This window comes from Planktothrix pseudagardhii (assembly GCF_904830925.1).
Lineage (GTDB): Bacteria > Cyanobacteriota > Cyanobacteriia > Cyanobacteriales > Microcoleaceae > Planktothrix > Planktothrix tepida.
The window spans coordinates 364,921-388,760 of sequence record NZ_LR882967.1 but is presented as its reverse complement, the minus strand read 5'-3'; the positions used below and the strand labels follow the sequence as shown (position 1 = coordinate 388,760).

General features: G+C 38.8%; 22 protein-coding genes, 2 tRNA genes, 1 other RNA gene and 1 pseudogene. 15 read left to right on the top strand and 11 right to left on the bottom strand.

Annotated elements, in window-relative coordinates:
- The first annotated feature begins 322 nt into the window (after nucleotides 1-322).
- The 3 genes from NMK36_RS29070 to ssrA all read left to right on the top strand — a co-directional run bounded on the left by NMK36_RS29070 (nucleotide 323) and on the right by ssrA (nucleotide 1,766).
- Nucleotides 323-679 carry a transposase family protein gene (locus tag NMK36_RS29070; protein WP_437126739.1) on the top strand — a complete coding sequence of 119 codons (357 nt, stop codon included), beginning with the start codon at nucleotides 323-325 and terminating at the stop codon, nucleotides 677-679.
- Complete coding sequence (locus tag NMK36_RS29065) at nucleotides 630-1,187, top strand: transposase (protein ID WP_437126719.1); 558 nt, start codon at nucleotides 630-632, stop codon at nucleotides 1,185-1,187. The genes NMK36_RS29070 and NMK36_RS29065 overlap by 50 nt, the downstream gene beginning before the upstream one ends.
- 190 nt (nucleotides 1,188-1,377) lie before the next feature.
- Nucleotides 1,378-1,766: a transfer-messenger RNA gene (gene ssrA, locus NMK36_RS01610) on the top strand.
- A gap of 59 nt (nucleotides 1,767-1,825) precedes the next feature.
- On the opposite strand, the gene NMK36_RS01605 is transcribed toward ssrA, so the two are convergent.
- From NMK36_RS01605 to NMK36_RS01590, 4 genes are all read right to left on the bottom strand, one after another.
- Nucleotides 1,826-2,062 (bottom strand): hypothetical protein, encoded by a 237-nt coding sequence (locus tag NMK36_RS01605; RefSeq protein WP_254172848.1) that lies wholly within the window; start codon nucleotides 2,060-2,062, stop codon nucleotides 1,826-1,828.
- Nucleotides 2,063-2,223: 161 nt separating this feature from the next.
- On the bottom strand, nucleotides 2,224-2,703 hold the full coding sequence (locus NMK36_RS01600; RefSeq protein WP_254172847.1) for a thiol-disulfide oxidoreductase DCC family protein: 480 nt from the start codon (nucleotides 2,701-2,703) through the stop codon (nucleotides 2,224-2,226).
- 194 nt (nucleotides 2,704-2,897) lie between these two features.
- Nucleotides 2,898-4,385, bottom strand: a complete 1,488-nt coding sequence (locus NMK36_RS01595; RefSeq protein WP_254172846.1) for a sensor histidine kinase — start codon at nucleotides 4,383-4,385, stop codon at nucleotides 2,898-2,900.
- Between the two features lie 2 nt (nucleotides 4,386-4,387).
- Nucleotides 4,388-5,065: a response regulator transcription factor gene (locus tag NMK36_RS01590; protein ID WP_254172845.1), complete on the bottom strand. Its 678-nt coding sequence runs from the start codon at nucleotides 5,063-5,065 to the stop codon at nucleotides 4,388-4,390.
- A 155-nt stretch (nucleotides 5,066-5,220) separates the two neighbouring features.
- Between NMK36_RS01590 and NMK36_RS01585 the strand changes: the two genes are divergently transcribed.
- From NMK36_RS01585 to serS, 3 genes are all read left to right on the top strand, one after another.
- The gene (locus tag NMK36_RS01585) at nucleotides 5,221-5,775 is read left to right on the top strand and encodes a ferric reductase-like transmembrane domain-containing protein (protein ID WP_190517969.1); all 555 of its coding nucleotides are present in this window, start codon (nucleotides 5,221-5,223) and stop codon (nucleotides 5,773-5,775) included.
- 64 nt (nucleotides 5,776-5,839) lie between these two features.
- Nucleotides 5,840-7,180 carry a WD40 repeat domain-containing protein gene (locus NMK36_RS01580; protein WP_254172844.1) on the top strand — a complete coding sequence of 447 codons (1,341 nt, stop codon included), beginning with the start codon at nucleotides 5,840-5,842 and terminating at the stop codon, nucleotides 7,178-7,180.
- A 109-nt stretch (nucleotides 7,181-7,289) separates the two neighbouring features.
- On the top strand, nucleotides 7,290-8,567 hold the full coding sequence (serS, locus tag NMK36_RS01575; protein ID WP_254172843.1) for a serine--tRNA ligase: 1,278 nt from the start codon (nucleotides 7,290-7,292) through the stop codon (nucleotides 8,565-8,567).
- Between the two features lie 1,066 nt (nucleotides 8,568-9,633).
- Here the strand turns inward: serS and NMK36_RS01570 are convergent.
- Nucleotides 9,634-10,911 (bottom strand): phospholipase D-like domain-containing protein, encoded by a 1,278-nt coding sequence (locus NMK36_RS01570; RefSeq protein WP_072719075.1) that lies wholly within the window; start codon nucleotides 10,909-10,911, stop codon nucleotides 9,634-9,636.
- Between the two features lie 88 nt (nucleotides 10,912-10,999).
- On the bottom strand, nucleotides 11,000-11,116 hold the full coding sequence (gene petG / locus NMK36_RS01565) for a cytochrome b6-f complex subunit V (protein WP_072719074.1): 117 nt from the start codon (nucleotides 11,114-11,116) through the stop codon (nucleotides 11,000-11,002).
- Nucleotides 11,117-11,274: 158 nt separating this feature from the next.
- Here petG and NMK36_RS01560 point away from each other — a divergent pair, with 158 nt between their 5' ends.
- Both NMK36_RS01560 and NMK36_RS01555 read left to right on the top strand, forming a co-directional pair.
- Nucleotides 11,275-11,655 (top strand): c-type cytochrome, encoded by a 381-nt coding sequence (locus tag NMK36_RS01560; RefSeq protein ID WP_072719073.1) that lies wholly within the window; start codon nucleotides 11,275-11,277, stop codon nucleotides 11,653-11,655.
- Between the two features lie 61 nt (nucleotides 11,656-11,716).
- A tRNA-Thr gene (locus NMK36_RS01555) sits at nucleotides 11,717-11,788 on the top strand.
- 267 nt (nucleotides 11,789-12,055) lie between these two features.
- Here NMK36_RS01555 and NMK36_RS01550 read toward each other — a convergent pair.
- Nucleotides 12,056-12,214 (bottom strand): hypothetical protein, encoded by a 159-nt coding sequence (locus NMK36_RS01550; RefSeq protein ID WP_186440348.1) that lies wholly within the window; start codon nucleotides 12,212-12,214, stop codon nucleotides 12,056-12,058.
- A gap of 178 nt (nucleotides 12,215-12,392) precedes the next feature.
- Between NMK36_RS01550 and NMK36_RS01545 the strand changes: the two genes are divergently transcribed.
- Both NMK36_RS01545 and NMK36_RS01540 read left to right on the top strand, forming a co-directional pair.
- Complete coding sequence (locus tag NMK36_RS01545; protein WP_072719071.1) at nucleotides 12,393-12,689, top strand: HAD family hydrolase; 297 nt, start codon at nucleotides 12,393-12,395, stop codon at nucleotides 12,687-12,689.
- 36 nt (nucleotides 12,690-12,725) lie between these two features.
- A pseudogene (locus tag NMK36_RS01540) lies at nucleotides 12,726-12,992 on the top strand (hypothetical protein); the annotation flags it as partial.
- On the opposite strand, the gene NMK36_RS01535 reads toward NMK36_RS01540, so the two are convergent.
- On the bottom strand, nucleotides 12,970-13,899 hold the full coding sequence (locus NMK36_RS01535; protein ID WP_254172842.1) for a metallophosphoesterase family protein: 930 nt from the start codon (nucleotides 13,897-13,899) through the stop codon (nucleotides 12,970-12,972). The pseudogene NMK36_RS01540 and the gene NMK36_RS01535 overlap by 23 nt on opposite strands.
- A 457-nt stretch (nucleotides 13,900-14,356) precedes the next feature.
- On the opposite strand from NMK36_RS01535, the gene NMK36_RS01530 reads away from it, so the two are divergent.
- Nucleotides 14,357-14,581 (top strand): hypothetical protein, encoded by a 225-nt coding sequence (locus NMK36_RS01530; protein ID WP_072719068.1) that lies wholly within the window; start codon nucleotides 14,357-14,359, stop codon nucleotides 14,579-14,581.
- 220 nt (nucleotides 14,582-14,801) lie between these two features.
- Here the strand turns inward: NMK36_RS01530 and mrdA are convergent, their stop codons facing one another.
- A complete protein-coding gene (gene mrdA, locus NMK36_RS01525) occupies nucleotides 14,802-16,616 on the bottom strand; it encodes a penicillin-binding protein 2 (RefSeq protein ID WP_254172841.1) in 1,815 nt (604 codons plus the stop codon).
- Between the two features lie 104 nt (nucleotides 16,617-16,720).
- Here mrdA and NMK36_RS01520 point away from each other — a divergent pair, with 104 nt between their 5' ends.
- Both NMK36_RS01520 and NMK36_RS01515 read left to right on the top strand, forming a co-directional pair.
- Nucleotides 16,721-19,135 carry a DNA phosphorothioation-associated putative methyltransferase gene (locus tag NMK36_RS01520; protein WP_072719066.1) on the top strand — a complete coding sequence of 805 codons (2,415 nt, stop codon included), beginning with the start codon at nucleotides 16,721-16,723 and terminating at the stop codon, nucleotides 19,133-19,135.
- Nucleotides 19,136-19,205: 70 nt separating this feature from the next.
- Entirely contained in the window at nucleotides 19,206-20,003 is a 798-nt protein-coding gene (locus NMK36_RS01515) for a pentapeptide repeat-containing protein (RefSeq protein ID WP_072719065.1), read from the top strand.
- A 230-nt stretch (nucleotides 20,004-20,233) separates the two neighbouring features.
- On the opposite strand, the gene NMK36_RS01510 is transcribed toward NMK36_RS01515, so the two are convergent.
- A complete protein-coding gene (locus NMK36_RS01510) occupies nucleotides 20,234-20,476 on the bottom strand; it encodes a hypothetical protein (RefSeq protein WP_072719064.1) in 243 nt (80 codons plus the stop codon).
- Between the two features lie 66 nt (nucleotides 20,477-20,542).
- The gene (locus NMK36_RS01505) at nucleotides 20,543-23,047 is read right to left on the bottom strand and encodes a glycosyltransferase family 39 protein (RefSeq protein WP_254172840.1); all 2,505 of its coding nucleotides are present in this window, start codon (nucleotides 23,045-23,047) and stop codon (nucleotides 20,543-20,545) included.
- A 103-nt stretch (nucleotides 23,048-23,150) separates the two neighbouring features.
- Here NMK36_RS01505 and NMK36_RS01500 point away from each other — a divergent pair.
- Nucleotides 23,151-23,223, top strand: a tRNA-Phe gene (locus NMK36_RS01500).
- Nucleotides 23,224-23,477: 254 nt separating this feature from the next.
- A complete protein-coding gene (locus NMK36_RS01495; protein WP_254172839.1) occupies nucleotides 23,478-23,792 on the top strand; it encodes a hypothetical protein in 315 nt (104 codons plus the stop codon).
- Nucleotides 23,793-23,840 lie beyond the last annotated feature (48 nt).

Sequence of the window (23,840 nt, the reverse complement as noted above, 5' to 3'; positions counted from 1 at the left end):
TTTATTGATAAGCATTATAGCATTTTTTTGAGTAAAAGACCCTTCGCTTCAGATTCACACATTATGTGTCGCTCTTTGAGAATTTAACAATTTAGTTGTCGTTTCTTAGAAAAATGCCAATTTTGAGTAGTTTTCTACTTTCCACAAAATAGATGTCGTTTTCTATAATATTGATTAGGTAATCAATTTGATGCAAGGGTCAACTTCTCTGATTCAACTTTAGCCTTGGCCCTATGTTCTGCTCAGATAGATTCTCCTGATGGCTCTCCTCAATAAATAGTGTAAAATGTAGCGTAAGCTACGTTTTACACTCCGACTGAATATGGACTTTCAACTAGAGCGTTTGCTCAACCTCCCGAATATTACGGTGTTCACTTGTCAAGAACAAGAAGGTTTTATTGTTCTTAAATTAGACTTATTAAACGAGGGAATTACTTGTCCACATTGTCAAAATTATACCGATCATATTCATCAAACTCGCTCGATGTTAATCCGAGATCTATCTATTTGTGGGCAGGGAGTTTATCTGCATCTACCCCGTCGCCAATTTTATTGTGCTGGATGTAAAAAATATCCAACAGAACCCTTAGAATTTGTAGAGAAAAGGAGGAATTACACCATTCGTTATAATGAGAGCCAAGGTCAAAGAGGTTTCTGTGGATATGTGGGGAGGATTTAAAAAAGTGATTCGGGAAGTTTTTCCTAATGCTTTAATTGTCATTGACCGATTTCATGTGATGAAGTTAGTCAACAGTTCTCTGAATCAACTTCGACTTAAATTAGAACTAAAAGGCTTAAAAAATCGGTGCTTACTGCTCAAAAATTATGTCGATTTAACCCCCGAAGAGAGAAGGGATCTGAAACTGTTGTTAAAGGCCTCCCCCTGTTTGAGTATCGCTTATGAATTAAAAGAGGAACTCCGAGATATTTATGAAAGCAGTACAACGGTTCTTAGGGGAATGAGAAGATTAAAGAAATGGCTCAATTCGGCTCTTATTGTTTTTGGAAAAACCGCCCAAACTCTTAAACACCATCTTCCCGATATTTGCCATTATTTTATTAATCGAACAACCAGTGGAGTTATGGAGGGATTAAACAACCGGATCAAATTAATTCTTCGTCAAAGCTATGGCTTCAAAAATTTTGAGATGATGCGCCAAAAGCTACTAGCCTGTCTTTTTATATAAGCCTTACTTATAACCATAAGTATAGGAGAGCCATTAAGTTAAACGACATTAATTTGTTAATCAGCCTGTTGAACGACAATCAAGTGTGAAAAACGACACTAATTTGTGAATAACGACAAATAATGTGATAAACGACATTAACCAAAACTTGACGATTGCCAAAATATTGTCTACTATAGTAATAGTGCAAGGGGCATTACTGGTTTCGACAGGGTAAGGAAAGCTACCAAGTGATGCAGGCCGAGAGTGAGTCACCTCTCGTAAATCCAGGCTCAAACAAAATGTAACTGCGAACAATATCGTTCCTTTTGCTCGTAAATCAGCCGCTGTTGCTGCCTAAACACCTCTTGTAGGTTCGAGCGTCTATCGTTTGACTCCGTTAAGGACAATAGACCAACCCCCAACGGATGCTCTAACTTCGTTCCTCTGGTTGAGAGTTAGCTAAGATTTAACCAGTGCATCCCACCCTTCGGGATAATGAGGGGTTCCCGCCTTGAGGATCAGAAAGGCTAAGTCTGTGAATGAGCAAGGAGTAAATACTTGTTCTGGACATGGGTTCGATTCCCATATGCTCCATTCCCCTACACCCTAAAAAACCACCTTGGTAAATTCCGAGGTGGTTTTTTATTGAGGTTCTATTAATTCTGGGTGGAAACGGAAGAAATCGTTTGATTTTGTTGATAACGGATAGCGAGTTCGGACGCATGGGACAGGAATTGACGCACCAAAACTTCCTTCCCGGAGTGGGGAACATGGGAATGATCCCAAAACGGTAACTGGGGTAAAGATACACCGAGTATTAAAGTCATCAGCGCTAGAAGACCATATTGGAAGATAGGTCGGCTGAATCGTCCTTTAGGATTGAAAGACACCATAGGAGTTGAAAACCAATCTAAACAAAAATCTCCCTCTCAGTTGGCACTGCGGGAGATAAATTCAGGGTGCATCTACTTAATAATTGAAGTATAACACATAAAATGAGGGGTGTCACCCCCTAGTGTAAAAACCCCTTGTTTTGCAGGAAGTTTGACGGCAATTAACGCTGACAACGGCATTCTGAAGGGGTTTCAGAGGTTAAAGAGTCCTGACACTGTTTAACTAATGTGGCTAAATTGGGCCGTCCTGTTAACTTTAGTCGCCAGTCAGCCCAAATTTCATAGAGTGTATTCATAACGGGGCCAATTAATGGCCAACGAGTGGGTGCATAAATCCAACCGAGTCCCAGAAGTTGATAAATTTGATAAAATACCTCTAAATTTTGGATGATTGTGCCATCAGGAAGTAAGCCATGAATTCGTCCCATTGCGGCTTCAAAAGAAATCCCGCCATGATCTTCAGGACGATAATTAATATCACTAATATTAACAAAGGCAATTAATCCTCGTCCTGCGTCCCGTTTCTGTAAAAAATTTACTTCTCGTAAACATAAGGGACATTCACCATCATAAAGCAATTTAATTTTCCAAGAAGTTGATGTGATTGAAGATGGATTCGGGTTTTCTAAGGTGGGATTCATAAACAACAATAACAATTAAGAGGTAATGCTATTGTATAGCAATCCCAAATAGAGTGTAATAATTTACAACTAATATGAAACAGCCAGAAGTATTATCTCTGTTCCCTGTTCCCTGTTCCCTGTTCCCTTTTGCTCAAGAATTTTGAACACAACTCAAATAGGATTGCTATAGATAAATTTATCAAAAATCACATCTATTTTGACCCCGCTTGGGGAAGGGTAAAGGTAAACGAGGTTTGACCCAATTGAGGGGGATCTAACGTCAGATCTCCTTGGTGGGCGCGGGCAATTTCTCGTGCTAAACTTAATCCTAATCCGATCCCTTCAATTTGGCGAGTTCGCGCCGGATCACCTCGATAGAAACGATCAAATAAACGATCTCGATCTTTAAGAGGAATATCTTTAGAGGTATTAGTAACAGTAATAATAACCTTTTTCCCCCGTTGATAACCTTGAATCTTGATCCAACCTTCCGGCAAATTATATTTAATCGCATTACCAATTAAATTTTGTAATACTTGGGTTAATAAATCTTGATCTCCTGATACAATGAGTTCAGGATTAATATCTGTTTTAAGTATTAAATCCGGTGCTAATAATTCTATATCTTCTATCTGGTCTGCTAACACTGAAGATAAGTTGACCGGGGTTTGATACAATCGCATTTGTCCAGCATCAGCTAAGGATAATAATAATAATTTTCGGGTTGTTCCTCCTAAACGTCTAACTTCATCTAAAAGATGACTTAAGGCTTGCTGTGTGGATGATTCTGTTTCTGCTTTTTGTAACATTTGTTCTAATTCTCCTTGAAGAATAGCCAGGGGAGTTTTGAGTTCATGAGCCGCATCTCCACTGAAGCGAGACGCTTGTTTAAAACTACGTTCTAAACGTTCTAACATTTGATTAAACACTTGAATTAATTCGACAAATTCAATATCTGTTGTATTAATAGGAACACGCTGATCTAGTCCTTTTGCTGTCACTTGTCGGATACTTTTTGTTAATCGTTGAATCGGGTGTAATGCACTACTGGATAAAAGCCAAGAAGCACCTACAATCATTAATAAAAGGATAGGAATTGACACTAAAAATCCATTCCGCATTGATGCCATTTCCTGTTCAATACCCCTGAAACTCACGGCGATCGCTACTTTTTGATGGGGAAACGTGACTAAACCGACACGCCACAACCCCGAAGAAGACCGTCGGGTCATAATTTTAGCTTCAGGAGGAGGGGGAGGGAAATGGGGTTCAAAATTACGGGGAGGACGTCGCAAACGACGGGGAGCATCGGGAAAATCGGGGGGACGAGACCTATCGGGAGTATGGGGAAAATCTAAATGATGGGGAGGTAAGGAGAATGGGGGAAAATCAGAAATTTCGAGGTTAAAATTTGGCATATTGGGGGAGCGATATTGAGTAAAACCCTCTCGATCAATGACCCAAATAGTGATAGGAATATCCTTAAAATGATGGCTTAATTGAGTTTCATAAACCTGTAATGAAGGTTGTCCTTGAATATGATCACTTTGTAATAGTTGATTTCTAAGTTCTGCGTCTAAACGGGCGAGATGAGCATTATAATTTAGCCCCCAAAATCCTAAACTAAAGGCGATTAAAGACCCTCCGGTTAGGGTTGCAGATAACAGCGCAATACGGACTCGAAAAGAATGGTGTTTCATGTTCATGACTCCGGTTTCCGAAAGCGATAACCTACACCGCGCACGCTTTCAATACAATCATTTCCTCCGATACAATCAATTTTTTTTCTAATGCGTTGAATACAGACATCGACAACATTTGTATTGGGATTGAAATCATACCCCCAAACGTGTTCTAAGATTTGTGTTCGAGTTAAGACTCGTCCCGGCGATCGCATTAAATATTCTAATAAATTAAACTCACGGGTGGTGAGTTCAACAATTTGTTGATCACAGGTCACTTCTCGGGTAATTCGATCTAATTTTAGAGCACCATAAGCAATAATATTTTGGCGTTCTCCGATGCTCCGACGGACAACTGCATGAATCCGCGCGATTAATTCTTCGACAAAGAAAGGTTTAGAAATATAGTCATCTGCACCTAAATTAAGTCCTTCCAGTCGGTCTTCTAATTCATTGCGTGCGGTGAGTAAAATAACCGGAATATTCCGTCCGGCTTTGCGGAGACTTTTGAGAATGGCTAATCCATCTTTTCCGGGGATCATAATATCGAGAACAATTACATCATAGTCATTGTTCATCGCTTCTAAATACCCGTCATCGCCGTTGTCACAATAGTTAACCACAAACCCTTGTTCTTTCAAACCCATTTGTACAAAATTGGCGATTTTGGGTTGATCTTCAATCAACAGGACATTCATAAGTTTGATGAGAATTGGATGAGAATTTGATGAAAGCTTCCTTAATAATAATGGGATTAATCAGCTTGTAATATTACAAATTTGTAATCTCCGTGAAAGGAAGTGGTAATTATAGCTTGGCTTAATAGAACTATTCAGGATGAGGGAATTAAGCCATGCAACTATTTCAACTTGAATTTAATCCAGTTTCTTTTGCAGCTTTATTAGGATTTTTAGCGGTTGGTGCTTATATTCTAACATTACTTCCAACCACGTTAAGAATTGTTTTCCCAGCCACGACTAAAACAGGGATTCCTAAATGGTTGTTGAAATATCGGCGTTGGATTGGTCTTTTATCATTTTGTTTAGCGGTTGGTCATGCTTATATTTATATTAAACAAAGAAATTTTGATTGGTTAGATATTAAAACCTATTGGTTCTATTTTCAAGGCACTTCAACGTTAACGATTTTTACGTTATTGGCAATTACTTCTAATGATTGGAGTGTTAAACGCCTCAAGAAAAATTGGAAGAAATTACAACAGTTAACGTATTGGGCAATGTTTTTATTAACCTGGCATATTTGGGCAATTATGGCTCACCATTGGACATATTTAACACCCTTTGGCATGGTGTCAATGTTAATCGTTATTATTTTATTTTTGTATCGTCAATGGATTGTTCATCATCAAAGCAATTCTCAAAAACAGGGTTTCTGTAAAAAAATTTAATTTATATCTAAAGATCTCGCTCAGAAACCCGTTTTTTTCTACAAGATTAATGGAGAAAATTTAGATGTTTATCAAACAAATTAATTGGAAAATTTCAACAGTTTTAGCAATGACAACCGCAGTTATTATGGGTGTTCCATTAGCAAAGAATTTCTCAAGATTAAATGCAACATCCCCTGAGCTTAAATCAAGTTTATCATTGTCCTCTATGCAAACCTTAAAAGATCATTCAGGATGGATTTATGCGATCGCAATGACTCCCGATGGTCAAACATTAATTAGTGGAGGTTATGGCGGTTTTATTAAAATTTGGAATTTGCAAACAGGTCAATTACAAAAAACCGTAAATGCTCACGTTGATGCCGTTGAATCTTTAGCGCTGAGTCCTGACGGAAAAGTGATCATTAGTGCGAGTTGGGATAATGAAATTAAACTGTGGAATTTTACAACAGGTCAACTGATTCAAACCCTTAAAGGTCATAGCGATGATATTAAAGCAATTGCCATTAGTCCCGATGGTAAATTGTTAGCTTCTGGGAGTACAGATCACACCATTCGGTTGTGGAATTTGTCTACAGGTCAACTTCTAAAAATCCTTGATAATAAAGATTGGGTGACTTCAATTGCCTTTAGTCCTGATCGTCAAACTTTAGCAACGGGAAGCGAAAATGGTAATATTACAATTTGGTCTTTAACCGATGAAGGAAACTATACCTTAATGCAGCATTCTGCGGCGGTTCACGCCTTAGCTTTTAGTCCTAATGGTACAATTTTAGCTAGTGGGAGTGCAGACCATAGCGTCAAATTGTGGAACTTTAAAACCGGGAAAGTTCTGCATTCGTTAAATCACCATTCCGCAGATGTTTTATCCGTTGTTTTTAGCCCCAATGGAGATATTTTAGCGAGTGGAAGTTATGACAAAACCATTAATTTATGGAATCCCACTACGGGGAAACTCTTAAACCATTTATCGGAACATCATCATCCTATTTGGTCATTAGTCTTTAATCCTGAAGGTACAATTTTAGCGAGTGCTAGTGGGGATGAAACGATTAAACTTTGGTCAATGCCTCATCCTCAACCTTTGGTACAAAAAGCACCTATACCGATTACTAATAGGGAATTAATTCAACACTTAAATCAACAACTTTATGATACAATTGATCAACGTTGGCAAGCTAATTTAATGCTTAAAAATTTATTGATTTATCAAGTTGTTTTAAATGAAAAAGGCAAAATCATTGCCTATAAACCCTTTAACTCAGCTGCTGTTCAGGAAATGCAAAAAACCGCCCCCTTGTTCCAACCGGATGCTCAATCTTCCCTTCAATCTTTTGCTCAATTTCAGGTGGTCTTATCTCCCTCTGGACTGCTGGAAGTTACGCCTTGGGAAGGGTGGAGATAATTGATGAATCGATAACTTTTGGGTTCCCTTCTATTTAATGTTGCCTGAATGGAGTAGACTATAAAGATAAACCCATAATCCAAAATCAAGCAGTATTGAAGGGAACGCCGTGTTAGATATTAAATTAATTCGGGAAAATCCAGTCGAAGTGCAAGAACGCCTAAAGGTACGAGGCGAGTATGATTTGCAACCGATTTTAACCTTAGATGAACAACGCCGCCAACTGGAACAGGAACGCATTGTATTGCAAACCCGAAGTAATGATATTGGTAAATTAGTTGGGGAGAAAATTAAATCAGGATGTGACCCGAAAGGGGAAGAAATTAAAGCCTTAAGAGAGGAAGGTCAACAACTCAAAATCCAGTTGAGTGAATTGGAACCGAAGGAAAAAGAAATTGATGCTCAAATCACTCAATTATTATTACCCATTCCTAATTTACCCAGTGAATCTACTCCGGTAGGAAAAGATGAACGGGAGAATGTAGAAATTAGACGCTGGGGAGATGAATATATTCCCCAAAATCCTAATATTTTGCATCATGCAGATATTGGAGAAAAACTGAATTTATTAGAGTTTAAACAGGCGGTTAAAGTTGCTCAAGCGAGATTTGTGGCGTTAAAAGGAGCAGGTGCTGCCTTAGAACGATCATTAATTCAGTTTATGTTAGACCGCCATACGAATAACGGTTATATTGAAGTCATGCCCCCGTTATTAGTGAATAGTACCTCCTTAACTGCAACGGGACAATTACCCAAATTTGCCGAAGAAAGTTTTAAATGTGATTCCGATGATTTATGGTTAATTCCAACCTCTGAAGTATCCGTGATGAATTTGTATCGAGATGAGATTTTAGAGGCGGAACAATTACCCATTTATCATTGTTCCTATACCCCTTGTTTTCGTCGAGAAGCCGGAAGTTATGGGAAAGATACCAGGGGGTTAATTCGGTTACACCAATTTAATAAAGTGGAAATGGTGAAACTGGTTCATCCTGAAACATCCGAAGCAGAACATGAGAAATTAGTACAGGATGCCGAAGGGGTTTTACAAGCGTTAAAATTACCTTATCGGGTGATAGAATTATGTACGGGAGATTTAGGATTTTCCGCCGCAAAATGTTATGATATTGAGGTGTGGTTGCCCTCGGCGGGAACCTACCGCGAGATTTCTAGTTGTTCCAATGTTAAGGACTTTCAAGCTCGACGTGCCAATATTCGCTTTAAAGAAGCGGGTAAAAAAGGCACACAATATATTCATGCGTTAAATGGTTCTGGGTTAGCCGTTGGTCGCACTATGGCTGCGATTTTAGAAAATTATCAACAACCCGATGAAACCATCCGTATTCCTGACGTTTTACAACCCTATTTAGGACGAGAAATCCTCTAATTCGTAGGGAACCCTTCAGGGTTCCCTATCCTTAATTTTAGGGCTTAAGCTGATCAATATTTAGACTGCATTTTAAAACTATTACTGCTATTTCCAGTACCGTTATTGTTCTAAGGCTGCGATCGCATTGCGGACTGTTGTACCATTTGCCGAGCTTGGTGACGGTAAGCTTCTGCGAGAGCCTGGGGTGCATTATTAAGGTCAATAGAAATCTATTGATGTTCCTCTCGAAGAACTTCAATCTGATTGTGAAACGCTGAAATTGCAGCCTCAAGCAATGGTTTCGATTTTGGTTGGGCCATATTTTGAGTTAATCTTGATTAACGGTTTGAGCAGTGGGTATCCCCTCTATATCAAAATTAGAAGCCTATTCCACGCAGAATTTAATGTTACTTAACTTTACATTTGAGAGAGTGTTAATGAATCAAATGATTAACTTTAGTTGATTTCACTTGCAATTCAGAGGAAGGTTTATTACAGTATTAACAGAAGCAAAGAAAGCTTCCCTGACAGATAAGCAAACGATGTTCAAACGGTTATATCTCATCTAAAAGGAGGTCATAAAAACGTTTTATTGGGCATCGAAGTTGAGTGAAATTAGGAGGTAAAAATACTGTTTCATCTAACGTCTGTCATCTTCCGCAGCACCTCTTCCTTTGGTTGCTGATATTTCCTCAAGTGAATCAACCGGGAGCAATGTAGCTTCGTGATTAACAAGTTTACAACTCCGAATTTGATAAATTGTAAATGAGGAAATTCCTCAGTTTGACTAGGAGGTAGGTTACGCTGTTAAACGTCAAAACAATTTGTTTCGTCGAAGTCGAATATAAACAACAGTACCCATCGTTAATCCTTACACTTCCCCCAATTATGGTAAAGGGAGCAATGCAACTAAGCATTAAACCTTAGTGCAACTCTACATCATCCAACACAGGAGAGGAAATCACTGAGGAAACCGGATTTGGGTACTGTTGTTTATTGTAAGTTAATAACTAATAACTGACAACTAATAACTGACAACTGACAACTGATAACTGACAACTGACAACTGATAACTGATAACTGATTAAAGTTGCCAGAAAAATAATAAACAGAATTGTCCGATTAACCGTTCCACCCTAGACCGACGTTGCCAATCTTTGCGATTCACCAAATAACTATTGGCAAAACCCTGTTTAAAAAACGTTTCTATTTGGGGAATCACTTCAGGTTCAGACGTAGAAAGATTTAACTCATCATTCTTAAACAAACTACGCGGATCAAAATTAGCACTACCTAAACTCACCCAATGCTCATCAACTAACCACGCCTTAGCGTGCATCATGCTTTTTTGATATTCATAAATCTCAATTCCTCCCTGCAATAAATAACCGTACAATTCACGGGACGTATAATGAACAAACGGTTTATCACAGGTTTTTCCCATCGTTAAAATCCGAATATCTACCCCTCTGCGCTTCGCCTCAAATAAAACTCTACGGGAACTCGGATCAGGTAAAAAATAGGGACTAGCAATCCAAAGTCGATATTGAGAAGCCTGAATTAAAGATTGATATAAAGAGCGAATTTCTGAATCTCGATAACTCGGATCTTCTCCGGGGGTAATAATTACCTTCGGTTCATGTTCAGGAGTCAAAACCAAAGGATCTAAAGCCAAATCCGCCACACCGCCACCATCCATCCAATGTTGTAGAAAAATACCGCGTAACCGGGCAACTAGAGGGCCTTCAAAGGCAATTTCATAGTCAAACCAAGGACAGCAACAACCATTCCCATCTAAACCATCCCACTCATCGGAAATTCCCGCCCCTCCAATCATCGCTAGATGTTGATCAATTAACAATAACTTCCGATGATTGCGTTTGAGATGATAGCTTAAATCTTTCCAACTTAATTCATTAAATAATTCAACTTCCACCCCGGCGGCTTCCAACCGTTGCCAATAGTCGGGAGACATCGATTGGCTGCCATAATTATCCGCTAACAGTTGAACTCTAACCCCCGCTTGAGCGCGTTCAACCAAGGCGGCTGCAAACTCATTAGCCCGTCGCCCCGGTGTCATCATATAAGTTTCAAACTGAATCACCGTTTGGGCTTTGCGAATAGCATCCAGTCGGGCTGCATAAATTTGATCCGCTTCGACCCAAAACCCGGTGACTTGTCCTGCGGTAATGTAGGAATCCGATAGACAGGCAACGGTAAAAGCAAAATTATCGGCGGTGGGTGGGGGTAAATTTCTAATCTGATAGTGGTGTTTGTCTCGAAAAACCCCTCGAAAATAAAGAATTAGAAGGATCACAATCACCACGATGAGGAGCATTGTTCCTACTGATATCAGATCCATCCCTAGCTGACTCATAGAATTCACGAAATAAGTTCACCCCCGTTGAACCCAGAAGGCTCAACCAAGGGTGAGTGGAAATTCTGGAGATTTAGTCGATATTAAGTTGGTTTCCCCGACGATATTGTTGGTACGCTGCGAAAAATAACCCTAACAGCGTCACGACAACTAAACCCAGAACAATTCCTGACAGTAATGGTTCTACCACTGGATCTCCTTCGGTGTTAACTTGAGCAATAACCCTCTATGATACCGTTAACGGTTAACGGTTAACTGTTGGGCGCTCTTGCTCTTCACTCATCAACGCTATAAGCTAGTTACAGTGTAAAGATTTTTGTAGATAATTCTCAAATTATTAGAAACACCTTGGATAACCAGCTTGCGATTACACAAATTGAAGTCCTGATTAAACGGGCCACCGTCGTCAGCCTAGCGTTGATGGTTTTTATCCTGGGTTGGATTTTTGTCCTTCCTAAGCTACAGGTTTTTGATCCCTATGTGGAAAGTGTTCTGTCCCTTAAAGGCGACCCGGTAAGGGGACAGGACATTTTCCTCTATAACTGTGCTGGGTGTCATGCTTGGCAAGCGAGTAGTCAAGTAGGGCCAAGTCTGCATGATGTTTCCCAACGGAAGTCAGAAGTCGGGATTATTCAGCAAGTTATTGGCGGTAATACCCCTCCCATGCCTAAGTTTCAACCCAATATTAAGGAAATGGCTGACCTGTTGAGTTATCTCGAAACCTTATAATTTAAAAAACTGCAAAAGGAGTTGATCAAAATTAACAACTTTTGCTATAGTAGAAGACGTTGCTGGTGTAGCTCAGTGGTAGAGCAGCTGATTTGTAATCAGCCGGTCGCAAGTTCAAATCTTGTCACCAGCTTTGCTTTGACCGACTGACTACAACACATCTTCTCTACTATTGAGCTAACAAACCCAATACCGTTGCTCAGAAACTACTCAACTTGTATTTAAACTAACAGCAAAACGAGTAACTCACCTTTAAAGATATTATTAGAATAGTTTATACAAATTACAGTGATCGCTTAATTTTTACTTATAATCCGTAAATAGACGATATTTATAAGTCATATCACCATTACCCTTACCTTCCCTGTCAACTTTCAGATTTACTTCCTGACGTATGTACTTAGGGAAGTAAAGAAAACTGGTTCTTCAGTCTTTCTTGTTTTCTCTGCTTATCTAACTCCTGATGGATTGGCTCTATCTCTAAAATTATTCCAATCCCTTTATGCTGATGACGTGAGACGACTTTTACTCCTTCTAGCTCCAGAAGTTCTGTGAGCATTTTAATTTCCCTTGAGGAAGCCATTGTTATCCCTTTACTCTAAAGTTACTCTTTTTCTGATTAATGATATCTCTTTTTCCTGCTGAATTTGCTCAAAAGCTAACAGTAATTAGTGTAGAGGAGATTTTAAACAAAATGCTAACCTCAAAGCTTAAGTTTAAACATAATTATTGATGATTTGCTTCAGCAAGTTCAAGCAACAACCTCCGATGATGCAGAAGCGTCCAAACCCGCACCTGACATTGTAGAAGTGGCATTAAGCAAAATCCAGCTTTCTTTCTCTGAGGTCGTGATGCTGGCCGACACCCCCTACGATATCCAATCTGCTCAAGGGGCTAACGTCGGTGTAATTGCCTTTCGTTCTGGTGGGTTCGATGATTCGCAACTGACGGGTGCACTGGCTATTTACGATCATCCCGCCGATTTATTAGCCCATTATGAGCATTCCCCTTTAGCTAAATCAGTTATTAGTTAATCAAACTATTTCCTAGAACCGTCTTTAACGGCTGCGAAACGAGAAATTGAAGAAGAACTTGGCATCAAAGCTGAAGCATTAATTGAGCTAGGATTCTTTGATTTAGATATCTCTATTGTTCATTGTCCCGTGCATTTATTTCTAGCTAAACAGTTCAGCTTTACTGAAACCCATCAAGAAGGAACGGAAACCATAGAAACGGTTTGTCTTCCTTTAGAACAAGCTGTCAAAATGGTGATCAATAGCCAAATTACCCATGCTCCAAGTTGTGTGTTAATTCTTAAAGCGATTCATGCAATTTAATCATCCCTTCATCAAATACTTGATCTTCAGGATCAATAGCGCGAATTATGAGATGATCAGCATAAATTTCAATCGCCGTAAATCCTAACGTTGAAGCGGAGGTTGCTGTCCATTCTGAACGTCCCACTGAGCGAATGGGTGCGCCTCCGATACCTGTTGTTAAATAAGTGGTACCCTCAATCGGTTTCGTGCGTTCATAATCATGTTCGTGACCATTCATATAAAGTTGAACCTTATATTTTTTAAATAATGGCGTTAATCGATTAATTAATTCTTCATTAACACCATATAAGCCAGAAGAATAAATGGGAAAATGACTATAAACAATTTTCCAAGGAGATTGACTTTTTTGCAGTTGGTTTTCTAACCAAGGCATTTGGTTTTCCCAGTCCGCATTCTGATTAGCATCTAAAACAAAAAATTCCACCGGATCATATTGAAAACTATAGTAACGACCCTTCATGTTAAATAAAGGATAAGTCACTTGACGATCTCCATTTTCTGTTCTAATATCGTGATTTCCTAAACACGCATAAAATTTAATATTTTCTTTGAGTAAGGGTTGATAGGGTTTCTCAAAAACAGCGTTGATTTTCTCAATTTCACCGTTTGTATAAATATTATCTCCTAGTAAAGTTACCACTTGAAAAGGATTGTTTTGATAATAGCGAAACATGGCATTAGCGACATCATATTGTCCTGTCTCTCCTGTCCCTGTATCTCCAATCGTGATAAAACGGAATAAAGGTTGAGGACTAGGAACTGCTGCGATCGCATGATCTGTTAACGGAATTTCTTGATGTGAAGTTTCAGAAGTCGTCAAAAACCGCTTTTTAATGTCCCATCCAATCACACTACACGCACTCAGACCACTTAACCATAAAAATTGACGGCGATTCAATGACATAAAGAGAAAGAAATTAACCCAATGTATCACTAATACAATAGTACATTTTGTAACCTTCGGCGAAACCCTCAAGATATCACAACGGTTTCTCCCCGGCGTTCGTAGCTTCCCGCTTTTATCAACCGTCTGTAAACAAACTCTACAGTTAAAGTTAGATACATTATAAATTATTGATTACCTAGAAGATTGAGTGGTGCAAAATCCAGTAGAAGGTTTACCAATCATGATTTTAAAGCGAAGATTTCGATCTGTGATGAAATCAGGGGGAACTTTCTGATTTCAGAATCGTCTAAGATGGATTTTGCATCTGATTATCTCAAATATCAAGATTTAATCATAATAATGTTCATAATAATCTTTCTTTAGAAAGATGTATTATCTCCGTGTAAGTACGGAGAATAAAAACGTAATTTCTACAGCAATAACCTCACCATTTCGTAACGAGATGTCAACAAAAATGAATAAAATTAACTTGATCGTTGAGACTTGTTTAGAGACAGGCTATCTAACAGTCGATGCTGAAGAGCGTTTGCGGAACCTTTTGCAAACAACAAAATACAGTATGGAGGATTTCCATGCCTTTTTCAAACTACAAGAAGCGGTTATTGAGGGATTAGTCCGTCAGGAATCACGGGAACTAATTTTTAATAACAGTTCCGTTTCTAATTTATTAATTGTCTAACTGTTAAGCTGAATCTGAATCGGAAGAATAGGAGTCAGAAGGCAAGATTCAACAACAGTGGAGCAATGAAAAGGATGCTTAAGGGTTCAGGATCACAGCCATTATTAATTTCATAATGGTCAGGCGAAGTTGCTATATTTTCCAATTTTCTGGTAGAAATTAAATCATAAGATTGCACCTCTGTTTCCTTCAAACACTATGCAATTCCAGGGTTTTGGATCTAAGGTTTAGATTGAGTTGGAACGTTTCGATTGCTAAAATAGGTTTTAAAAATGTCATGGGCAATTGGAGCCGCAGAAACTGCTCCAAACCCTCCCGCTTCCACCACCACAGCGATCGCAATTTCCGGTTTATTTGCAGGCCCAAACCCAACATACATGGAATTATCCGGCTGTCCAGGGATTTCAACTGTTCCCGTTTTTCCCCCCGTTAAAGGAATTGTGCCATCATTTAATCCTCGTCCCGTTCCTTTTTTCACCACATCAATTAATCCAGCCCGAATCAGATTAAGAGTGGATGCAGAAATTTTTGTTTTAATCGGTTTGGTTTCAGATGTATTTGTTTGAGACATTAATAAATGGGGTTGAACTCGCCAACCATTATTAGCAACAGTAGAAATCATCACCGCCAATTCTAAGGGGGTAACTAAGACTAAACCTTGACCAATTGCCATCGTTACCGTATCCCCTACATACCAAGGTTCTCCATATAACTTTTCCTTTTCTTTAGGGGTAGGAATTTGCCCATGATTCGCTCCATCTAACCCCAATAAATCTAAATTAATCGTTCCCGCCAGTCCCAATTCTTTGCCCCATTTTGCTATATTTTCTGGCCCTGTTTTCATTCCCACTTGATAGAAAAAGGTATTACTACTAAAAGCTAAAGCATCTTTAAATCCAATCACCCCATAACCATTTCCATGTTCATGAAAGGCAATCCCGCCAATATTAATCGCTGAAGCAGTTGCTAATTTAGAAGTGAGTGAAAATTGTCGTGATTCAATCCCCGCCGTTGTCGTCACAATTTTAAAGGTACTACCGGGGGGATATCCCTGTAAGGCTCGATTTAATAAAGGTTGTTCAGCACGTTGGAGTTGTTTCCATTCCTGGGAAGTCACTTGATCAGTAAACAGATTGGGATCAAAAGTCGGCCCACTGGTTAATGCTAAAATTCCTCCGGTTTTAACATCTAAAACCACAACCGCCCCTCGACGATTGGCTAAGGCTTTTTCGGCGGTTTTTTGTAAAGCTAAATCTACCGTTAAACGCATAGATTCTCCTTGTTGAGGAGATTGCAATCCTAACTCTTGAATTTCCTGTCCTTGCGCATCCACTTCAATTAATCGATTTCCCCAAACTCCCTGGATTTTAGAATTGGCTAATTTTTCAATCCCCATTTTTCCAACCATCATTCCCATGGGATAATCAGGATTTGCTTTTAATTCTTCCGATGTTGCTTCCCCAATATAACCTAAAATATGAGCCAATAAATTGCCATTAGGATAACTTCTTCGGGATTCTCCCCGCACTTCCACACCGCGTAAATTTTCCACTTTCTCGGCTAAACCAATAAACATTCGGGGGGATAAATTCGGGCTAACCCGCACCGGAATTCGAGAACGATAACCGGTTTTTTCTAATTTTTCCCGAATCTCAGAAGCGGGAACTTTTAAAATAGATTGCAGTTGTTGGGCGGTAATTTTCCATTCTTGAGGAGATTGTTCTTGGGGCCATAAATAAACCGAGCGAGACAGTTGACTTCCTGCCAATAAAAACCCGTTTCGATCTAAAATTTGACCTCGTTTTGCAGGCACAGGAATCAAACGTAAGCGATTATTTTCGGCTCGAACTCGATGATATTCTCCTTGAATTAATTGTAACCGGGCGAGTTGAATTCCTAAACCGCTAAAAAAACATCCGATTAATAATAAGAAAGCAACGCTTTGGTGCATCCGGCGACGTCGGATCGTTGGGTGTTGTTGTTCAGCAATTGTGACATAATGGGATTGACCCGGAAATAGGGATTCGTTAGCCATAGTTTAAGATTTCTCAGGGTAAGCTTCATCATTCTTAATTCTTCATTCCTGTTTCTTGCTTTAAAATCAGAATAAACCGCTACGTTTTAATCGGGGTCAGACGAATGAGTAGTAGTCATCATCTCGTTTTTCCTCCCCAGAGTTATTCTTGGGAATGTCTTACTGCCTCTGAGGTTTTAACTCAACAAAACTCTCCCAACGGGGATCTCCGGGTCGGGAATGATTTACTGATGTTTTTAGCTTTACAAGCTCTGCAACGACAAGTTCCGCCTCGTCTGAACTGTTTTAAGACTTTTTCTCCCGAAATTCAACAAGAAATTTATAATTATTTTGGCAGTTACCAACAAACTTGTCTGATTGTTGAGCAACTGTTATTAAATCTGCAAAACCCGACTTTTATTAGTCAATCTTGTCAGCAAAGTTCCTTGGGAAAAAAACTTCCCAATGCCTTATATATTCATCGTTCAGCTTTGTGTGACTTAAATATTGTGTTACGAGTTTATGAACAATTAAGCCGTTTTTATTTACCCTTGCTCAAACCCTTTACTCTTATCAAATTTCATACCAATCAACCGGTTATTTCTTATTTGTTTTATCCTGACTTTGATCAAGATCCCCATCCAGCTTTAACCGCCAGTTTTCAAGTTAATGTCAAAACCGGACAAGTGAATCTTATGGATTATTCTAATAGTGATAATCCGCCGATTTTACATCGAAAAGAAACCTTTGTGAGTGCTGATTATCCCCATTATGAAAAATTCACCCAACTGACTCAAACTGAAGAAAAATTAGGATTATTAGAACCTCGGCGAATATCCGTCTCTGCTTTGGATGCAGAATTGATTCAATCAGAACAACGTCTCTATCGAACCATTGGAACTCGCAAAGGATGGCAACAACACTTAAATAAACATGGGGTAGAAATTCAAGATCATCAGGTGATCAAAATTGGAGATCAGGGCGATCATTTAATTCCGATTAATTCCGATGATCCCTTAGCTTTCATCCCTAAAATTGAACGTCATCGTGCTGCCCTTCCTCGTAAAACCTTATCCCGTCCGGTTCGTTTAGCCATAGAAGCAGAACTCTTTCAACAAGAGACTACTTTTTTTGATTATGGCTGTGGATATGGGGGAGATATTCAACGATTAGCAGAACAGGGATATATTAGCACCGGATGGGATCCTTATTATTCTCCCCAGACCCCTCGCGTTGAATCAGATATTGTTAATTTAGGGTATGTGATTAACGTGATTGAATGTCAAACGGAACGACGGGAAGCGTTAATTCAGGCGTGGAATTTAACCCGAAAGGTGTTAATTATCGCAGCACAAGTATTAGTCGATACTCAAGAAAAAGGCATCATGGTTTATGGAGATGGAGTGATTACCAGTCGAAATACCTTTCAGAAATATTATCAACAGGAAGAACTCAAAGTTTATATTGATCAGGTGTTAAATGTTGATGCAATTCCTTTAGATTTAGGAATTTATATTGTTTTTCGGGATGAAACAGAAGCTGAAAAATTTCGCGCCTCTCGCTTTCGTTCGCGGTTAACTTCTCCCAAAGTCCGGTTAAATATTAAACGCTTTGAAGATTATCAAGATTTACTGCAACCCTTGATTCAATTTGTTAGCGATCGCGGTCGTTTACCAGTAGAAACCGAACTTCCAGAAGAAGAGCCGATTAAACAAGAATTCGGCAGCCTGAAACGTGCATTTCAACTAATTTTACAAGCAACAAATCCCGATGAATGGGATGTAATCGCCCATAAACGCCGTCAAGATCTACTGGTTTATATTGCCTTAAGTCGGTTTGGTCGTCGTCCTAAACTGTTTCAGCTTTCAGAACAAATGAAAAATGATATAAAAGGTTTATTCGGTAGTTATAAAAAATCTTGTAATTTAGCTGATCTAATGTTATATACTCTTGGTGATCCTAAAATTATTGCCAACCATTGCCAAAATAGCGCGGTCGGTCAAAAACGAGCCAATTCCCTCTGGATTCATATTTCAGCGCTGGAAAAACTTGATCCTTTACTGCGACTCTATGAGGGATGCGCGAGTCAAACTCTAGGTCGTCCCGAAGGTGCAAACTTAATTAAGTTTCATATCAAAACCCCCAAAATTTCTTATTTATTTTCCCCCGATTTTGATCTTGAACCTCATCCGACTCTGAGCACTTGTATGCAAATTGACTTGCGGGATCTTCAGGTGAGCTATCAAGCCTATGATGGCCCCAATCCCCCCATATTGCATCGCAAAGAAACCTTAGTCACGCCGGAGTATCCCCACTATCAACAGTTGGTTAGACTTAGTGACCAAGAAGAAAAATGGGGACTGTTGGATAACTTTCGTTTGATTCGGACGCGCCTGGGTTGGTTAAAATGTTTAGAAGATCATTGTGCTGAAATCAGGGGTTATCGTGTCTACTGGCGTACCGATGCCGATCCTTACCGGGTTAAATTATTGCGTTCTGCTCGTCGGGCTCGAAAGAAATTACAGTCCTGTGATCCATAAGGGGATATTGGCATCAGTACCGACTTCAGTTTCTAGTCAGACTAACACGAATTAAACAAAATATTAGAGAATGGACATTAAACAATTAGTTGAAAAATATACTCACGGGGAAAGGGATTTTCGAGGTGCTATCTTAATTGGGGTTCAACTCAATGGTGTTGATTTGAGTAGCGTCGATTTAAGTGGTGCAAATCTCATTAATGCCGACTTACAGGGAGCAGATTTGAGTGAAGCCGATTTAACGGGAGTCAACTTAATTAATGCTAATTTAAGTGGTGCGGATTTAAGCGGATCAGATCTCAGCCGTGCTTATCTCAATGGGGCTAAATTAGTCGGTGCTTATCTCAATCGTAGCCATTTAGTTAATACCTATTTAAGTGGAGCTAACTTAATCTATACTAAATTGATTGGCGCGAATTTAACAGGAGCTAATCTCACGAATGTTAAATTAATTAATGCCAATCTCACCCGTGCCACTTTGACGAATTCTAATCTCACAGGAGTTAATTTAATTGGTGCAGATCTTAAGGGTGCTATTCTGACTGGTGCGGATCTCAGAGGTGCGAATTTAAGTGGCACTTTAATTGATGAAACCACCGAACTGAGTGAGAAATGGCGTCTGGTTCAGGAAATTGTCACCGAAGGTGGAATTGAACGGGATTTGAGTTATACCGATTTGAGAGATGCTAACTTAATTGGAGCAAATTTAACAGGGGCAAATTTATCGTTTGCTGATTTAAGTGGCTCTAATTTAAGCGGTATTTATCTCACCGATTCTATTGTGGAAAATGCTAAATTTTTAGGGGTTGTGGGACTGTCTCCTGAAGCAAAACTCAACCTCAAACAACGGGGTGCTATCTTAGATTAGCGATTTCTGTAGGGTGCGTAAGCCTAGCACACGCACCCCCTAATCTAATATTATAACAACGCCAAACTTTATTAGCTGGTAGAATCTGCTAAAATATCTAAAAACTCACCAGCACTTACAATAGGAATTGGGATTTTTTCTCTAATATTCATTAGAGAACCTGGAAAGGCTTACCTCGCCAAAAAAGCTCAGAAATTACAGTATTAGTATCTAAAATAATTCGCATAAACTTAAGCCAAGTTTCGCTTTTCTTGCTTATAAGCTTGAATTTCCTCTTGAATTTCTTCCTCAGAAATTGGATCAATTTCATTCAGTTTAGAGAGACGATCTGCAATTTCAAAAAAACTTAAAGATCCCTCTAAATCAACAGTTTTTTGATGTTCAATAAACTCATTTAATAAAGGCTTTTTAACCTTTTTTAAAATAATAATATCTTCTTCTTCCCACAGGACAAACTCATCTCCTGGGTGCAACTTAGAACGGATTTCCGGTGGAAGTTCTAACTGTCCATCTGCTGTACCTTCCCTCTAACTGTTAATTTACTTCAAAGCTTGTAAATTTTGCCAAGCTGAAATAATATTACCCTGCATCAATTGAGCAACCCCTAATAAAGCTTTAAATTCCGGTTGATTGGGTTTTAACTCTAAGGCAGGTTTTAACGCCTGTTCTGCTAATTTTGGCTGTAAATTATACAGATAAACAAATGCTAAATAAGCATGAGCATTGGGGTTTTTACTGTCTAGTTGAGTGACTTGTTTTAAAGCGGTGATCGCTCCTTTTGCATCCTGTTGTAAAACATTTGCTAACCCTAAATTATACGCTAAATCTAAACGGAATGGTTCTTGTTTTAATCGATATTCTAACGCTATTTCCGCTTGATGGGTATAATCTTGAGTCGGATCATATTGATTAATCCGTCCCACCTCGGCAAAAATCGGATCTAACCCTTTTATTCCTTGAGGTAAATTCACTGATAATATTCTTAACTGCGTCACTAAATCTAATTCTGGTGCTGTTATTGGAGGAGCTTTAGGATTAATATTTAAGGTAATATTAGGAGATTCTATTTTATAAGTTTCACCTGTTTTTCGGTTTAAATAAGTAGCTTCTAATTGATAATTTCCAGGGATAAGATTAACTGGAGGAAGCATCGCCATCTGTTCTGTCACTTGATAACTCTGATTTGATGAATGACCATATAATTCTCCCATACCAATACCATGATCATGAATCCAAGAGGATAAACCTTCTTTTTGAGGAAGGGTCAATTTCCAGGTTAAAATTACTATTCCTTCCTGCAATTGTTGTAATGATCCTTGCCATTGATAAGTCACAGGAACCGCAATCCCTGGGGGTGCTTGTTTAGGAATTAAAATTTGTTTTAGCTGTACTTTAGATAAGGATTGTTTCAGGGGGTCAACTTTGACAAACGGAATGATTCTTTGATATAAATTTAAAAAACTATTATCGGGTAATAGCCATTGTTTTTTTAAGTTAAATTCTGGACTGGTTTCTAAAGTTTGCATGGTCATTTGTTGAGCATCCTGAACCCTATCTACTGAACCTTGTTGTCCAGTTTTAGTAACAAACCAAGACAATGACCGCACATCTTGTAAAACGTTTTTTTTCTGGGTTCCTACTTGTCTGGCGTAAACTTGAGAATCTTGTAACGAACCATAATAGTTTAAATTATGCTGATTAATTTCTGGCATTGAAGGTAATACCCCTAAATTAGCTTTTAAATAAGGTTGAGATTGAATAATTTCTGCAATCACTTGTTCATTCGGCCAAGGCTTTCCTAAATAAACATGATGTTCATTTCCAGGGTTTAAAGTTCTCATAACTTGTCTAACTGGATAACTGCCGATGGGCCATAAATTAAAAATCATTAATATTATGCCTAAACTAACCGTAAACCAGCGAATTTGTCGTCCCCATCGTTGCGGAAATAAGGTTAAAAAATAAGCTAAAATAATCGCTAAAACCGGAAGCAAGGGTAAAGTATACCGAAAATCCTTATTAATATTTAAGGTAGAAATAAAATATCCCCCAAACCAAAATATAGCTAACCAGTTTAAGGATATCCAGTTTAAGTCTAATTTAGGAAAGTGGGAAAAGGGATGATGTTGTTGATTTGCAGACAAAGAATAATGTTTGATAATATAGAATAATAATCCTATAATCGGGATAATTAATAACGGCCAGGAAAGATGAGCCGGAAGTAATTTAAAATAATAAGTCCAAGCGTCTAAACTGGTTAACGCTGGATCGCCTTCTGCGATCGCAGAATCAATGGTTGCTCTTTTTCCAGAGGTTAACATTAATAACCAATTAGTTCTCGCCCAAGGGAAAATAACGGCGATTGATAATAATAACGCGATCGCTAATTGTAAAAAACGTTGCCATTGACGCTGTTTAAAAATTGTCGCTGTTATCCATAATAAAGGAATAAATAGGAAAAATAAGGCGGTTTGTTTGGTTAAAAGAGCCAGTCCAAAGGTTAACCCAAATCCAATCGAAAATCGCCAAGATTGATTAGACTTAGAAAACCACCACAGCGTTAAGCCATAAAAACTTAACGTCACCATTGCGGTTAACGGATAATCTAATAGAAATTGTAAGCGGTGGTGATAAAGTCCGGGGAAAATCGCGCATAAAACTGTTGCCCAAAATCCCACATTTGGGTTAAATAAGCGGGTTCCTAAAGCATAAACCGAAGCGAATAAAATTGCACTAAATAATAAATGAACTGCATTGGTTTGATCCGATCCTAATCCTAATAAATTTTGAAAGGGAATCGTTAATAAATAGGTTAAAGGTGGGATTTTCGGTGACAGCATCCACATCTGAGTCCACCAGTCCCCGGAAAACCATTGGGGATGTTGCCACACTCGCCAATAATCTAGGGCACTATTGAGATAATCGGCTTGATCCCAAGCGGGCACCGAACGATCCATCCTAAACCAGATGCGATCGCTCACCGCCACCAAAAGCCAAATTAAGCTGACCCCAATGAGCTCTACAGGGGGTTTTTTGTGCCTCATGCTGCTATCCCATCTGCTGTCTCATTCACTGTATCAAAAAATTTCTCTTCAGGGGGTTGCCAAACGCGATTAGATTTGCTAGATTAATAAAAGTGAAAAACAAGCCGGGATAGCTCAGTCGGTAGAGCAGAGGACTGAAAATCCTCGTGTCGGCGGTTCAAGTCCGCCTCCTGGCACTCCATAAAACCCCTTAAAGTGTTAACATTTTGAGGGGTTTTTCCTTTCTACTTCCTCAATCTCTTTAATATAGCCAATACAAGTATTGGTATCAAGCAAATTCTAATCCCAGTTTCAGCTTTATTTCTAGCTGACAACTGGCTTTTAAATTGTTTCAAATATTTATAAATTGAACATAATATTTCTAATTCGAGGGGGTGTTAGTAGGATAGAATCAGATCATACAATCCTTGATTAGGATCAAAGTATCAGAATGCTGATTACCGTTATTATCATCAATATTTTAATTTCTTTAGTCTGTTTGTATATCGCTCGAAAAATCTGGCTCTTTACTTTAATGATTAATCGTTTAGATAAACGGTTAATTTTAATGGAGCGTAACACCCGATTTTTTTTAGAAAGAGCACCGAATTTTATTGATTATGGACAACAGGGAAGTGTTCAACTCAGGCAAAATTATAAGCAACTTCAACGACAACTGCAACAACTTAACCAAGCAATGGCGTTAGTTTCCTTTGCGGTTCGATTTTGGCCAAGAGGCAGACCCGGAAGCAGATCAACCTTCTAGGAACAAAATTGCTTACAATAAATAATGCTGAGGACTTATTTATTCTAG

What these genes read in the sequence shown, in the direction of transcription:
- NMK36_RS01600 (WP_254172847.1), bottom strand. Translation starts at nt 2,703, where the DNA reads ATGAATCCCACCTTAGAAAACCCGAATCCATCTTCAATCACATCAACT.
- NMK36_RS01520 (WP_072719066.1), top strand. Translation starts at nt 16,721, where the DNA reads ATGAGTAGTAGTCATCATCTCGTTTTTCCTCCCCAGAGTTATTCTTGG.
- NMK36_RS01515 (WP_072719065.1), top strand. Translation starts at nt 19,206, where the DNA reads ATGGACATTAAACAATTAGTTGAAAAATATACTCACGGGGAAAGGGAT.
- NMK36_RS01580 (WP_254172844.1), top strand. Translation starts at nt 5,840, where the DNA reads ATGTTTATCAAACAAATTAATTGGAAAATTTCAACAGTTTTAGCAATG.
- NMK36_RS29065 (WP_437126719.1), top strand. Translation starts at nt 630, where the DNA reads ATGAGAGCCAAGGTCAAAGAGGTTTCTGTGGATATGTGGGGAGGATTT.
- NMK36_RS29070 (WP_437126739.1), top strand. Translation starts at nt 323, where the DNA reads ATGGACTTTCAACTAGAGCGTTTGCTCAACCTCCCGAATATTACGGTG.
- mrdA (WP_254172841.1), bottom strand. Translation starts at nt 16,616, where the DNA reads ATGGCTAACGAATCCCTATTTCCGGGTCAATCCCATTATGTCACAATT.
- NMK36_RS01570 (WP_072719075.1), bottom strand. Translation starts at nt 10,911, where the DNA reads ATGGATCTGATATCAGTAGGAACAATGCTCCTCATCGTGGTGATTGTG.
- NMK36_RS01605 (WP_254172848.1), bottom strand. Translation starts at nt 2,062, where the DNA reads ATGGTGTCTTTCAATCCTAAAGGACGATTCAGCCGACCTATCTTCCAA.
- NMK36_RS01590 (WP_254172845.1), bottom strand. Translation starts at nt 5,065, where the DNA reads ATGAATGTCCTGTTGATTGAAGATCAACCCAAAATCGCCAATTTTGTA.
- NMK36_RS01585 (WP_190517969.1), top strand. Translation starts at nt 5,221, where the DNA reads ATGCAACTATTTCAACTTGAATTTAATCCAGTTTCTTTTGCAGCTTTA.
- NMK36_RS01495 (WP_254172839.1), top strand. Translation starts at nt 23,478, where the DNA reads ATGCTGATTACCGTTATTATCATCAATATTTTAATTTCTTTAGTCTGT.
- NMK36_RS01550 (WP_186440348.1), bottom strand. Translation starts at nt 12,214, where the DNA reads ATGCTCACAGAACTTCTGGAGCTAGAAGGAGTAAAAGTCGTCTCACGT.
- NMK36_RS01535 (WP_254172842.1), bottom strand. Translation starts at nt 13,899, where the DNA reads ATGTCATTGAATCGCCGTCAATTTTTATGGTTAAGTGGTCTGAGTGCG.
- NMK36_RS01595 (WP_254172846.1), bottom strand. Translation starts at nt 4,385, where the DNA reads ATGAAACACCATTCTTTTCGAGTCCGTATTGCGCTGTTATCTGCAACC.
- NMK36_RS01505 (WP_254172840.1), bottom strand. Translation starts at nt 23,047, where the DNA reads ATGAGGCACAAAAAACCCCCTGTAGAGCTCATTGGGGTCAGCTTAATT.
- NMK36_RS01530 (WP_072719068.1), top strand. Translation starts at nt 14,357, where the DNA reads ATGAATAAAATTAACTTGATCGTTGAGACTTGTTTAGAGACAGGCTAT.